Origin of the sequence: Bradyrhizobium cosmicum, from assembly GCF_007290395.2 — a bacterium.
Classification (GTDB): Bacteria; Pseudomonadota; Alphaproteobacteria; order Rhizobiales; family Xanthobacteraceae; genus Bradyrhizobium; species Bradyrhizobium cosmicum.
In genome coordinates this window covers 5,884,671-5,897,904 of the sequence record NZ_CP041656.2, presented here as the reverse complement: position 1 = coordinate 5,897,904, position 13,234 = coordinate 5,884,671, and the positions used below count along the sequence as shown (strand labels likewise).

Here is a 13,234-nt window from a genome sequence, read left to right as displayed (position 1 = left end):
CGGCGCTGACTATTGGCCATGTGGATAGGCCAGCTATCTTAGAACATGTGAAACATCGGGACGCAACGACTTTGCGGCGGTAACCGCTCCGACGCGGAGGCATCATCTTGCCGTGGCGTATTGCAACCGGGAAGACGGGCTGCGCGTTGCAGCCCGTCTTCCCGGTTGACAGCTCGTGGAGCCTGCCGACTTACGCGAACAGGAAGTTGCCGTGGTCGAGGTTCTGGATGTTGATCCCCTGCAGTACGATCGAGTCGGTCGCCGAAATCTGGATGACGGCGTTCGAGCCGCTCTGCGTCATTTGCAGGTGAGCGTAGTCTGCAACCAAGGCCTTCGAGATCTCGATCACATCGTGGTTCGCCGCCGTTCCTGCGTGGAAACCGATGACCGTGTCCTTACCGTGATCGTAGACGACCGTGGTCGATCCGGGCGATATCTGGAACTGGTCGTTGTTGGCGGATCCTTGGACCGTCTGGCCGGCGGTCACAGCTGTGACGGTGTGAGTTCCGTCGGCGTTCTGCATGTCGATCTTGAGCAGCGTGCCGCTGGCGTCGCGGCTGTCGTGCTCGATCGCGCCTGGCTTGCCCGTCACGGCGAAGTTGAACAGGTCGGCGTTACCGTCCGCATACTTGATCACCTCCGACGTCTTCACGCCGGTGCTGTCGTACACGTCGGTGGTCTTGGTGCCGGCGCTATTGGTCACCTGGGTGTAGTCGAACGTGCCGTCGGCATGCAGCCTGATGTCCGAAAGCACCGTTCCGGCCGCATTGGTGTGCTGATACTCGGTGACGTAGCTCTTGCCGGTGATGTTGAAGAACGAGTTGTCGTGAGTGCCGTCGGCGTTGGTGACGTAGCTTGCGGTCTTGACGCCGGCCGAATACACCGACGACGACGTCGAGCCGTCCGTGTTGTAGACGGTGTCGTTGGTGAGCTTGCCGCTGGAGTCGAACAGCTTAGTTTCCTTCCAGCCGTCGGTGTGAGTGATGTACATCGACGTCGGGTTGCCGCCCGAATAGTTCGTCGTCGACGCGTCGCCGTTGGCAAATTTGGTCACTTCCTGCGTGAGGGCACCCGACGTGTTGTAGAGGTCGGTCACGGTCGAACCGTCGGCGTTGTTTTTCACCTCGCTAAGCTTGTGACCGGTGCTGTCGTACACGTCGGTGATCTTGCTGCCATCGCTGTTGATCACCTGCTTGTAGTCGAGAGAGCCGTCGGCATGGGTTCGGACGACCTGGGTCACGGCCCCGGAGGCGGTGCTGTGCTGCGCTTCCGTGACGTACGATTTCCCGGTGATGTTGTAGAAGGTGCTGTCATGGCTGCCGTCGGCATTGGTGACATAGAGAGCAGACTTGACCCCGGCGGTATAGGCGGTGGTTGACAACGATCCGTCCGTGTTGATCAGGGCATCGGTCGCGAGCTTGCCGGCGCTATCGTAGAGCTTGGTTTCCTTCGAGCCGTTGGCATTGACGATATAGACCGATACGAGCAGCGCTCCGTTGTAATTCGTGGTGGTCACCGAGCCGTCGGTCTTCTGAACGACTTCCTTCGTGAGCACGCCCGAGGTGTTGAAGCTGTCGGTCGTCGTGACCGTCGATGTCGTTGCGATCGAGGTCGTCTTGCGTCCGGCGGAGTCATACAGCACCGTGACCTTGCTGCCGTCGCTGTTGGTCACCTGGGTGTAGTCGAGCGTGCCGTCGGCGTGCTTGCGGGTGTCCGAGGTCACCTTGCCGGAGGCGTCGATATGGAACGTCTCCGTGACATAGCTCTTGCCGGCGATGTTGTAATAGGTGTTGTCGTGGCTGCCGTCCTTGTTGTTGACGTACATCACGGTCTTCACGCCGGCGGTATAAAGGGTCGTCGACGTCGAGCTGTCGGTGTTGTAGACGGTATCGTTGGCAAGCTTTCCGGCCGCGTCGTAGAGCTTGGTTTCCTTCGATCCGTTGGCGTTGACGATGTACACCGACGTCAAAAGCGGGCCATTGTAGTTCGAGGTCGTGACGGCCCCGTCGGTCTTCTGAACGATTTCCTTCGTGAGCGTGCCCGAGGTGTTGAAGCTGTCGGTCGTCGTGGCCGTCGAGGTCGCCGTGATCGAAGTGGTCTTGCGGCCTGCGGAATCGTACAGCACCGTGACCTTGCTGCCGTCGCTGTTGGTCACCTGGGTGGAGTCGATCGTGCCGTCGGCGTGCTTGCGGATGTCCGATGTAACCTTGCCCGCGGCGTCGACGTGCGTCGTTTGGGTGACGTAGGACTTTCCGGTGATGCCGTAGAATGTGTTGTCGTGGCTGCCGTCGGCGTTGTTGACATAGAGCGCGGTCTTGACCCCGGTGGTATAGACGGTCGTCGAGGTCGATCCGTTGGTGTTGTAGACGGTGTCGTTGGCGAGTTTCCCGGCCGCGTCGTAGAGTTTGGTTTCCTTCGATCCGTTGGCGTTGACAATGTACACCGACGTCAGCAGCGCGCCATTGTAGTTCGTGGTCGTGACGGACCCGTCGGATTTCTGCACGACCTCCTTGGTGAGCGTTCCGGAGTTGTTGAAGCTGTCGGTCGTCGTGACGGTCGAGGTCGCTGTGATCGAAGTGGTCTTACGGCCTGCGGAATCGTACAGCACCATGACCTTGCTGCCGTCGCTGTTGATAACCTGGGTCGAGTCGAACGTGCCGTCGGCGTGCTTGCGGATGTCCGATGTCACCTTGCCCGCGGCGTTGACGTGCGTCGTTTGGGTGACGTAGGACTTTCCGGTGATGCCGTAGAACGTGTTGTCGTGGCTTCCGTCGGCATTGTTGACGTAGGAAGCCGTCTTGACTCCATTGGTATAGAGCGTGGTCGAGGAGGACCCGTCCTTGTTCTGGACCGTGTCGTTAGTCAGACCGCCGGTTCCGAAAGTCTTCGTTTCCTTGGAGCCATCGGTCTTGACGATGACCTCTTGGAGGACGACGCCGGCCTTGTAGCTGATGCTGTCAGTCGATCCGTCAGCGTTGACCGTGACCTTGCTGGTGGCAACGCCATTGCTGAAATTGGTCGTCGTGGTCGAGGTCAGGGTGCCTGAGGAATTGAAGACCTTGGTCAGACTCCAGGTGCTGCTCGAGGTCGTGACGGAGAACGAATAGCCGCCCTGGATTGCCGCCAGCGCCTTCGCATAGTGCGAGATGATGTAGGTCATCGTCGATTCGGAGGCGACGGGAAGAACGTGCGTGTCCGTCAGGGTGATCGTCTTGAGCGTGGTCGAGGCGTTGAGATCGGACAGCTGATCGACGATGTCGGCCGCGGTGTCACTGACACTGACGACTCCCTGGGAAGGAGCCGAGACCTTCGCGGGTGCATCGATCTCGATGATCAGCGGATGATCGCTGAGCGGCAGGACGATCTGGCTGACATCGGTGTAGGTTGCGATCGGCGCCGTGCCGCTCATTGGATCGTAGACGACGACGGAATGATGCAGGCCGCCGAGGTTCACCGTGACCGATTGGGTCGCGACTGCGACCTCGCTGTCGGTAGCATCGTCCCAGATCTTCGGTTCCGCCCAGACCACGAGGTCATAGGCACCATTGCTTTTGGTGAGGACCATGCTGCTGCCCGTGGTGGGCAGACCGGACAGCGAGTAACCGAGTTGCGCGGTCGGCGTGTGACCGCCGGTACCGTCGTCGGCGAGGATGGTCGTCAGATTGTGGATCGCGGTTGCCGCCAGCTTGGGGGTGCCGTCGGCGTTGAACAAGCCCATCTGGGAGCTGGAGTCGCTGCCGTGATCGAGCAGCTCGTAGAGATAGGTGGTGGCGACGCCGCCCTTGAAGGCATCCACCAGCGTATTGAGGATCGACTTCGCCTGCACGGTCTGATCGACGCCGAGATAGGGGGTGCTGCTCAGGGTGCTGTAGCCGGTCTCGGTGATGACGATCGGCTTTCCGGAAGCGACCGAGCCTGCTTCACTGAGATATCCGGTGAGCGCGGCTGCGGTTGTGGTGCCGGTTCCGACATAGGCGTGCGAGTTCGCGTAGTCGGTGTAAGCGGACAGATTCCCGAGCTTGGCGTAGTCGCTGGTGTCGGTGTAGCCGAGCGAGAGGTTGTAGACCTGCACGCCCGCCAGCGTCGCGTCGCCCTTGATCGCAGTGTAGAGCGTCGCCTGGAACTGGGCTGCGGCCGAGATGTCGGCACTGCCGTTGTACGAGAACGGCTGCATGTTGGCTTCGTTCAGGCCTTCGACGGCGATCACGCTGCCCGGATGGGCTTTCACGAAGCTGTCGAGCGTCGCCAGATACTGCGCGAGGCCTGCCGAACCGCTCGCGGGCAAACTCGACGATACGATCAGGTCGAACTTGTAGCCGTCTGCCGCAAGTCCGTTCATCACCGGCTGGCTGTTGGGCGACGTCGAGAGTCCATCGCGCAGCTTTGTCACGCCGAGATATTTGAGGTCTTCTTCCAGCAGAGCGAGGTTGCTGTAGCCACCCCAGGAGTAGGCCACGTGAGTGTTGACACCGATGGATCCCGTGAAGGAACTTGCCGAGAGGAGAGTCTGATCGACAGGAGACGTGGTCATCTGTTGCTCTGCATGTGAGTTCAATTGCGTCGAGCAGTAGCTCCGACGTTTGTGTTTCAGGTTTTTTATTCAGATAAAAGTCGACACATCGCTCACGCTGCGCGCGAAGCGCTTCGTCGACTCGCTTGAGCAAATGTAGTGGCTGTCGATGTCAGCCGTGTGCGTGAACGATGTCACGACGGAGGCGCGATGCTGTTCCGCGCAACGTTTGTTGTGCAGGTTGCATGCGGCGTAGGCAACGTCCCGCAGTTCCACGGAGATTGCGTGAGTTTGTTAGGAGGTTGCAAACCAGCGTCGTCACCATCGCGCCCGCGATGGTTGATCGACACCGGATCGTCAATCTTCTGTCATACCGATCGTCGGCTCTCGACGATGCCTGCAAACAGGGCACGGTATTCGTCGACGACGCTTGTGAAAGTATATTCGTTCTTTTGCAGCGACAGTTGCTTAACCATCGCCGCGATTTCGTCCGGCTTCGACAGCAATTGGCGGATGCTGGCGGCGAGGGATTCCGGATCCGGTTCGGTAAGCCAGCCCTTCGCGCCGCGGGCTACGGCCTCGGGGATGCCGCCGAACTTCGTTCCAAGGAACGGCTTTCCGGCGGCCCGCGCGTCGGCAACGACGATGGGACCTGGTTCTTCCCAAATCGGCGGAATGACGACGACGTCGATCTGCTCGTAGAATTTCTCCGGCGCGACGAAGCCGAGGAACTCGATCGTCGCGCGAGGAGCCAGATCTCGAAGCTCCTGCTTAATTTCATCGCTGGCGTGTCCGGCAATGACAAGCCGGACGGAACTGGGCGGCAGCACTTCGATGGCCTTGACGAGGTTGTAGATACCCTTCTCCTCGGTCAGCCTGCCGATGAAGCCCAGTCTCAGCGTGCTCGAGGGAGGCGTAGCGATGGGAGCGATCGGTCCGAGTGCCGAAGCATGCCGGATAACTTTCCGCGTCGCGTTCGCAAACAGCCCAAGTTCGGTGTGGATGTCCAGGATCCGCTGGCTCACGCCGACGACTGCACTGAGATGCCTGGTCGCGCTACGGCGGCTGAGGGTTAACAAGTTGCAGCTGAGGCACGTATGCTTGCAGGCGCGGCCGTTGGAGAATCGTGAGCAACGGGGACAGGTCAGATAATAGTCGTGCAGGGTGTGGATGACCGGAATGCCTCGGTCGAACGCGGCCTTCCAGACGGCCGTCGTCAGGCCTGAAAGGTTGTTGGAATGCAGCAGGTCGGGTTTGAACGCGTCGATGCGCGCGCCCACGACATCCGCCGTCCGCTGCCAATCCTCGATCGCATGCCAGATGCCGCGCACGGGCGCGCTGCGCTGCTCGGTAAACGGCAGGTATATATTTCGGTTGGGCGCGGAATAGACGTCGACGTCGTTGTGTCGCTCGGCTCGCTGGTCCGGCAGGGAGGCGGCTCGGACGACCTCAATCGCATCACCGCGCGCGACGAGACTCTCGACCAGTCGGCGCACGAATATTTCGGCGCCGCCGACAACTTTCGGCGCGCCCGGCGTCGGATAGAGCGAAGAGGTGACGAGGACCTTCATTAAGAATGTGTCTCAATATCCATTGTAGCATTGTTACTGAAGCTTTGCGCCCTTTATTCTTGTGAAGAGGTCCCGGTCTCGCCAGCGTACATCTCCAGGATTTGCCGCGTAATCGTCTCGGGGGTGAATTTCTCCGCAAAATCTGGTCGTGCCGGTGCGCTCATTTTCCATCGGGCGGTTTGGCGAATTGCCTCCTGCATCAGTTCGGCGAGCCCCCGATGGTCGTGCGGCTCGTACTTCCCTACTAAATTAGAAAACTCTGATATCTCCGGTATTCCACCTGCTGTGGAACAAATTGTGGCCTTGCCGGCCCCGATCCCCTCGATCAGCGTCCGCGGCAACGGCTCCGGCCAGACGGAGCTGATCAGGCAGACGTCGATGCCGGCGTAGAAGTCGGCGGACTTGGCGAATCCCAGCCATTGCACGCGGTCGTTTGGCGTAGCTGCCTTCAAATCGTGCACATAGGCTTCGAGGCCTCTGCCGGCAATTTTGAGCTGCCAGCCGGCATCCGGCAGCAGCTCCGCCGCCTTGAGGACGACGTCGATGCCCTTTTCAGGCTCCAGGCGTCCGATGAAGCCGAAGACCAGGTCGCTACTGGCAGGCCCCGGGGTCGCGGCCAGGTTGGTCGTATCGGCGATATTGAAGATGACGCGGCGAGGAATGTCCGTGAAATAGCCTGGTGAGAGGTGGCGTTCCAGCACATACTGGCTGTTGGACGTCACGGCATCGACCATGCGCGAGGCGCGGCGATACGGCGCGGTCATGGTGGCGCAGGCCGCACAACGCTTCATGCAGGTCGCGCCTGCCCGAAAGAGCGTCGATCGTTTGCAGATCAGCGAATAGTCACGCAAGGTGTGCACGATCCGGATGTTGCGACGCTTGGCTTCCGACCACAGCGAGACTGAAAAACCCGTAAGATTATTTGTGTGGACCACATCGGGCTTTTCGATGTCGAGAATCTCGCCGAAACGTGCGGCGGCCTTGCGATTCCAGGTATCCTGCAAATGCCACTTCAGGCGCTGCACCGACGAGGGCTTGGCGTCGCGGCCGAACGGCCAATAGTCGTTGTCCAGCGGCATGCGATAGACGCGCACGCCGTTGCGGTCGCCGACCGACCGCTCTCCCTTGTCCTGAAGGCAGACGACGGACACCCCGTGGCCACGCTGAGCCAGTGCTTCGGCGAGCAGCGATACCGATACTTCGGCGCCACCGATGATTTCCGGCGGATAGAGGGTGTTGACGATGAGGATTCTCAAGCAGTGCCTCGATTAGCGGCCCGTGGCTTGGCTGACGGCCTCAGTTGGCCGGCCTGATCTCAAAATCGAGCGCCGCGCTTCCTTTCGCCGTGACCAGCACCGGCGTAGTTGATAATTCGGTCCAGGCGCCGGGCGCGGGGCTGGGCCCCTGCTGGCATACATGGCTGACCACAGCATTTGATTCTGCGCCTTTCAGTCTAACTTCAAACCGTTTGGTCGGACTCTCTGACCAGAGCGCGGCCTTGGTTTCTGAGCCGTTCTGGCTGCGGATAAGGACAACGCCTGGAACGGGTTTTGTTCGCTCCGCCTTCTGGCTCGTACGAATGAATGCCCAGCTTTCCCGGACAAAGCATACAGCGGGCTTCGGCGTGTTGTCGAAATGGTAGAGGCCGAAATTGTGCTCGAGCTCGTCTAGCTTGGTGCCGCTGTCCTTGAGTTCATAGAGCCATATTCCCTTGAGCCACGGTCCGGCGGTCGACGACCACAATATAATCTGCGCCATATTGTCGGCGGAAAGCTGCTCGTTGACGCTGCACTTGGCCTCGCCGGTCGGCCAGCCGGTCTCCGTTAGGTAGACGGGATAGTTGGGATCGCCGGTTGCCTGGGCCACCCGTTGTTGAAACGTCTCGAGGCGCTGGATAGCTTCGGCTGCGATGCGCCCGGAGGGCGCGGCACAATGGTTGTAGATATGGATCGATATGCCGTCGGCGATCTTGAGCAGGTCGGACTTGAGCAGGGCGTCGGTCCATTTGAACCCCGGATCGTCGCCGAGCACGCCGACCACGAACGGCGCCGTGGGCACCGCGCGCTTGACGGCCGGTTGAACCGCCTTGGCGAGCGCGACGTAGTTCTCGATATTAAAGTCCGGATTTCTGCGCGCGCTGAGGTTGTACTCGTTCCACATTTCAAAGATCGGGCGCTGAGGCGCCACTGACAGTGCAGCTGCGGTCGCATAGTTGACGAACCGACGCCGCGCCTCGTCCGTCGTCGGCGGATCGGAATTCGGCACGAGGTGGTGACCAAACCCGAGAATCAGCACGGGCCGCCCGACGCCGGACTTGACCTGCGCCTCGAGACGGGCGAGCTGCGGATTGAAACCGAACGCGCGGCCGGGAATCTCGAAATCCGACCAGGGAAAATCATCGCGGAAAGAGGTGACGCCCAGGTCCTTTATCTGCTTCACGGCGATGGAGGGCACGTAGCCACGCCCACCGATGGGACCGCCGAGACCCTGGTGCGTGCCCACGCCCAGCAGAATGCGCTGGTCCAGCGGCTGTGCGGTTTGCGCATCGGAAGGCGATGAAGAAGCGCCGATCGCCGCGGTCAGCGCAACGGCAAGCACTCTTAACCTGCACGGGATGGATGTGGTCGGTTCGGTCACTCTCGTGCTCCAGTTTGCCCTTGCTGACCGAACGATTAACTTCCCCTTATGGTTCAAATCGGGCGAAGCTGCCGCTGCTGGTCCGCGCGCGGCAACTCACTCATAGACCGCCGTCACTTCGAATTCACAACGACTGAGCTGATATTGGCGGCGTTTGTCGACGCCGAATTCAACGGATTCATGACCTTGATGAATTCGGTCGACGGCGATTCCGCGACCGAGATCACGTCGTGATCGCGCATCTTGAAGGTGTCTGCCTGGAACCAGCCGTCAGGCTTGCTCATGTCGAACTTGTAGACGGCCGGAACGGTCTTGGTCGGAAACTGAGACACGTCCACGCCGATTTGCTGGAGCAGCGGCTTCGGCTCGAAGCGATAGACGAAGATCGACTTTGAATCGGCGCGGTTGCTGTCGAGGCCACCAGCCTTCGCCAGCGCCTCGGCCAGCGACATGTTGTCGTTCTCAAACGTGAAGCGGCGATTGTTGGTGCCGCCAATCGAGCCCGGTGACGGCGTCGATCCGAACGCCATGTACACCCTGGGAATGCGCGTAAGGAAGACGACGTCGCCAGGAGCGAGCAAGACGTCCTCGCTGGGGCGATGCACCACCGTCGACATAGACTCGTTGTAGGTGCGGCCCTCGCGCTTGATCGTGACCGTGCTCTCGTATGAGGGGTACTTGGGACCGCCCGCGCGCGCGATGGCGCCCATCAGGCGGATGCCGCCCGGGTCGACCGGGAAGCGCTGCGGCGAGTTGACCTCGCCAAGCACGCTGATCTGGTTGCCGCGTTGCTCGGTCACGCTGACGACGGCCTGCGGGTCGATGGCGCGGTCCTTGAGGCGCTCGCGGATGATGTTGGACACCGCGCGCGGCGTCAGCCCGGCGACCTTGATCGATCCAGCGTAAGGAATGTTGATGTTGCCGGACTGATCCACCTGCTGCCGCGGAATGTCGACATAGTTGCCCGGCCGGACGCCGGCCTCGCGCGGAATGAACAGGCCGCCTGCCTGCGCCTCGTAGACGGTCACGGTGACGACGTCGCCGACGCTGATCGTGACGTCGCGGTAGTTGCCGCCAGGGAGGCGCGAGAACACGATATCGGAGGACTCGGTGAATCCGTTGGTCGCCTGGAGGATCGCCGGATTGACCGGCATCAGGGCATAGGCGAGCGGCACGGTCGACTCGGTGATGAGCGCTGCATTTGTTTGCGTTGAGACCGCATCCGGAGCGTCTAAGGGAATGAAGCCTGCGCAACCCGCCAAGGATGCACCGATCGCAGCGACAGCCAAGATTCGGCTAATCCCGAAATCAAAATTCAATCGTTCGGTTTTAGCCACCACTATTCCCTCGTACTCATCTAAAATCGGAATCACCGTACAAATCCCAGTGTGCGGAGTCACTGCTGCCTCTTCGAGTTTATGGTAAAGCACTTATGGCTGTGACCTTATTGCAACTTGTGAACCTCGATATACGCCCAAATCGCTGTTTAATTTTTGTGCGGAGCGTCCTCTTTAACAAGCAGTTCGCAAACTGGACATACACGTGACAGATCGATGTCACGATTGAGGCTGAGGTTGAACTCGTGAGCGGTGTGCGATGATGGACCTGACATGCGACGGCATCGTCGCGAGATGAGATCGCTGTAGACTTCCAGTATCGGATTCGATTTTGGCCGACCTTGCGTTGTGTTTTCGCCGTCCTGCGGCAGGCATGACGCCCAAGCGGACGTTCTCGCAGGGGCATCGGACTAATTTTCCGCGACGGGATTCCACCTCCATTAACGCTTAGATTTGGAAGCTGGCGTCGCGCTGGTGCCCGTAAGGTCTTCCTAATCCTGATCCGGCTAGTGGTCGGTCAAGCAAAAAGGGAAGGCGAAGACGATGTTGCACACCGGATCACTGCTGTTCGCGGCCGGTTTTCTCGTCTGCACGATGATCGTCATGTTCGCAATCGCGTGGTCATTCTCGGACAAGCGCGTCATCGACGCCGAATTCGCGCCAGACGAGGCTCGTCGGCTGGCCTGATCGGCCGGTCGCTACGATCGCAGATTGTTCGGAAGGTCGGATTGCAGCTTCGTCCGCTGCCCGGATTCGCTGACCCGAACATGCAGCACGTCGGAATAGACCTGGCTCAGGGTACGGTGGGTCTGCTCGATGTCGTAGAGGCGGGTAAAGCGCTCATATCCGGCCCGGCCGACCGCGGGCAGGTCAAGCCTGGTTGCGCGCTGAAAACCCTCAACCAGTTTTTCGGCCGAAACCTCGTCGCACAGCACGCCGGTCGCATTGTCTTCGATGATCTCCGGCAGCGCGCCGATGCGGAAGGCGATGATCGGCTTGGCCGCGCGCATCGCCTCGATCGCGACGAGGCCGAATGCCTCCCAGCGCGAGGGAATGGCGACCATGTCGGCCTGCGCGAGCTCGGCCTCGATCTGGTTGCGGCTCATCCAGCCCAGAAACGTTATGTTGGCCGGCAGGTCGCTTCCGCGGAATTTGCTGACGACGGAGGCGCCGATCAGGCGCACGTCGAGCTTGTCGCCGAGCGCGCGCGCCGCCTCGATCAGCAGATCATACCCCTTCTGGCGGTCGAGCCGGCCGATGAAGAGAACCTTGATCTTGTCAGACCGCCACGGCGCCGCGCCCTTGTCGTCGAGCGCCGGGCGCTGCTTGGAAATCCCATTGTGCACAAGAACCAGGCGATTGTCCGCGATTCCGACCTGTTTTGCATCCGTCAGCTCGCTTTCGGAGATGCAGACGATGCGATGGGTGAGTTTCGACAGCACGAGCTCGGTGAACTTGGTGACTTCGCGGCTGAGGCGACCGGTCTCGCGGCCGAACGCCCATCCGTGCGGGCAATAGACGATGCGCGAACGCCGATAGGTGAGCCAGAGCACCGGGCGCACCACGAGCCCGGCGAACGACGAGTGAAGGTGGATGATGTCAGGCCGCAACTGCCTGACCGCGCGCATGGTCGCAAACAGCATGCGGAACAGGCCGATCGCGTTGCGGCCGTCGCGCGGGAACGTGGTGACGGCATCATCCTCGATGTTCACCAGATCGCCGCGATGGTCGGATGGAACGACATAATTGACGTTTCCACGTCCGAAGCTCGCGCTCTGATGCGGATGCAGCTCGTTGAGGTAGGTGGCGATGCCGCCCCTGACCGTTTCGGCGACATGCAGAACTTTCAGGCCGCTGGACAACGGTTAGTCCTTCCTTCTTGCAGACAGCGCGTGTAACGCCTCTAAGCAGCAATATTTGGGCCGCGTCATCGTGCCGTGCGGCCGGATGCGGTGTGGGAAGCGGGTCTGGCAAGGAATTCGAGCATCGCTGCGGCGGACTTGGCCCAGGAATATGTCGACAGTCGCTGTCGCTGCTTCTCCTGTTCCGCCGGCGAAATCCTGCCGAGTTCAATTCTTTCGCGCATCCGGGCCGATAGCTCATCCGCGCTGAGCGGATCGAAATAGACGGCAGCATCGTCGCAGGTCTCGCGCACGGCATCGGCGGAACTCGCAATGACCGGGCAGGCGAAGAACATCGCTTCCAGGGGGGGCACCCCGAAGCCCTCATAGAGGCTCGGAAACACGAACGCAGTTGCCCGGGAGAACAGCGCCGCGATCTCCTCGTCCTTCAGGCGGCCCGCAATGACGATTCCGGCTTTCTGCGCGGCGGCGCTGCCTCCAAATACCTTGCTGTTGTCGCCGCCGACGACGACCAGCGGAAAATCGGGGCGGCCGAGCCGCTCGGCCGCTCGAATGGCAGTGTCGACGTTCTTGTTCTTCGTCATCGAGCCGACGAAGAGGAAGAACTGATGGGGTACAAGATGCAGTCGATCGATGATCGAGACGTCGGGCTCGACGGTCGCGAAATGTTCTGCGCTGTTCGCAATGACGGGAATCGAAGCGGGATCGAGCGACAGCATGTCGGCAAGTTCGTTGCGCGAAAACGTCGAAACTGTTGCGATCGTTGCCGTGCGCGCCAGTAAATGGCCGAGCGTCCGATGCAAAGCGAGGTAGCGCCAGCTGAAGAAGTCCGGCCGCCTGAAAACCTGCGCATCGTGGATCACGACGAGATGGTCGCGGTGGAGGACCGGTCCGGAGTTGGCGAGGCTGACGAGGCGCGTCCCGGCGGCCGCACGCGCCAGATCGACCTGGTCCCACGCGTGTCCCTGCAGCGATCCGACCTGCTTGATTTGAATACGGCTAAGACCGGCGAGCGTCTGCGCATTCTTGGGCGCAAGGATCTGCCATTCTGCATCCAGCAGTTGCTGCGGGGCCTCTCCGCTCGCGAGCAAGCGGTCCATCGCTTTGACGATTTCGGCAGCGTAGCGTTGCACGCCCGTGAGCGATTGTGACAGGAACCTGCCGTTGATGGAGAGTTTCAAAGCCGATCTTTTTCTTCGTGGGTGTCTTGTTCTTCGCAGGTGTCCTACGCGAGCATTGCCTCAAGACTAAGCATTCGCGCCGAATATACGATCTATGACGTGTAGCACATGTGGCGCTATCGTCCGAGCATCCTCG

The 13,234-nt window shown here is 60.6% G+C and carries 8 protein-coding genes; 1 reads left to right on the top strand and 7 read right to left on the bottom strand.

The genetic code is table 11. The features are described 5' to 3' along the window. Positions 1-190: 190 nt before the first annotated feature. From FNV92_RS28195 to FNV92_RS28175, 5 genes are all read right to left on the bottom strand, one after another. Positions 191-4,531 carry a toxin-antitoxin system YwqK family antitoxin gene (locus FNV92_RS28195; RefSeq protein ID WP_143843666.1) on the bottom strand — a complete coding sequence of 1,447 codons (4,341 nt, stop codon included), beginning with the start codon at positions 4,529-4,531 and terminating at the stop codon, positions 191-193. 347 nt (positions 4,532-4,878) lie between these two features. After that, complete coding sequence (locus FNV92_RS28190; protein ID WP_143843667.1) at positions 4,879-6,081, bottom strand: glycosyltransferase family 4 protein; 1,203 nt, start codon at positions 6,079-6,081, stop codon at positions 4,879-4,881. Between the two features lie 53 nt (positions 6,082-6,134). Beyond that, positions 6,135-7,337 (bottom strand): glycosyltransferase family 4 protein, encoded by a 1,203-nt coding sequence (locus FNV92_RS28185; RefSeq protein ID WP_143843668.1) that lies wholly within the window; start codon positions 7,335-7,337, stop codon positions 6,135-6,137. A gap of 40 nt (positions 7,338-7,377) precedes the next feature. After that, on the bottom strand, positions 7,378-8,718 hold the full coding sequence (locus FNV92_RS28180) for a glycoside hydrolase family protein (protein WP_334266071.1): 1,341 nt from the start codon (positions 8,716-8,718) through the stop codon (positions 7,378-7,380). 113 nt (positions 8,719-8,831) lie between these two features. Next, the gene (locus FNV92_RS28175) at positions 8,832-9,893 is read right to left on the bottom strand and encodes a polysaccharide biosynthesis/export family protein (RefSeq protein ID WP_244623621.1); all 1,062 of its coding nucleotides are present in this window, start codon (positions 9,891-9,893) and stop codon (positions 8,832-8,834) included. A 705-nt stretch (positions 9,894-10,598) separates the two neighbouring features. On the opposite strand from FNV92_RS28175, the gene FNV92_RS28170 reads away from it, so the two are divergent. Further along, complete coding sequence (locus tag FNV92_RS28170; RefSeq protein ID WP_168213531.1) at positions 10,599-10,742, top strand: hypothetical protein; 144 nt, start codon at positions 10,599-10,601, stop codon at positions 10,740-10,742. Between the two features lie 11 nt (positions 10,743-10,753). On the opposite strand, the gene FNV92_RS28165 is transcribed toward FNV92_RS28170, so the two are convergent. Further along, positions 10,754-11,917, bottom strand: coding sequence for a glycosyltransferase (locus FNV92_RS28165; protein ID WP_143843669.1), 1,164 nt, complete (start codon positions 11,915-11,917; stop codon positions 10,754-10,756). Positions 11,918-11,982: 65 nt separating this feature from the next. Then, positions 11,983-13,098 (bottom strand): glycosyltransferase family 4 protein, encoded by a 1,116-nt coding sequence (locus FNV92_RS28160; RefSeq protein WP_168213532.1) that lies wholly within the window; start codon positions 13,096-13,098, stop codon positions 11,983-11,985. Between the last annotated feature and the right edge of the window lie 136 nt (positions 13,099-13,234).

Coding starts and splice junctions, on each gene's coding strand:
- FNV92_RS28195 (WP_143843666.1), bottom strand. CDS start 4,531: ATGACCACGTCTCCTGTCGATCAGACTCTCCTCTCGGCAAGTTCCTTC.
- FNV92_RS28190 (WP_143843667.1), bottom strand. CDS start 6,081: ATGAAGGTCCTCGTCACCTCTTCGCTCTATCCGACGCCGGGCGCGCCG.
- FNV92_RS28170 (WP_168213531.1), top strand. CDS start 10,599: ATGTTGCACACCGGATCACTGCTGTTCGCGGCCGGTTTTCTCGTCTGC.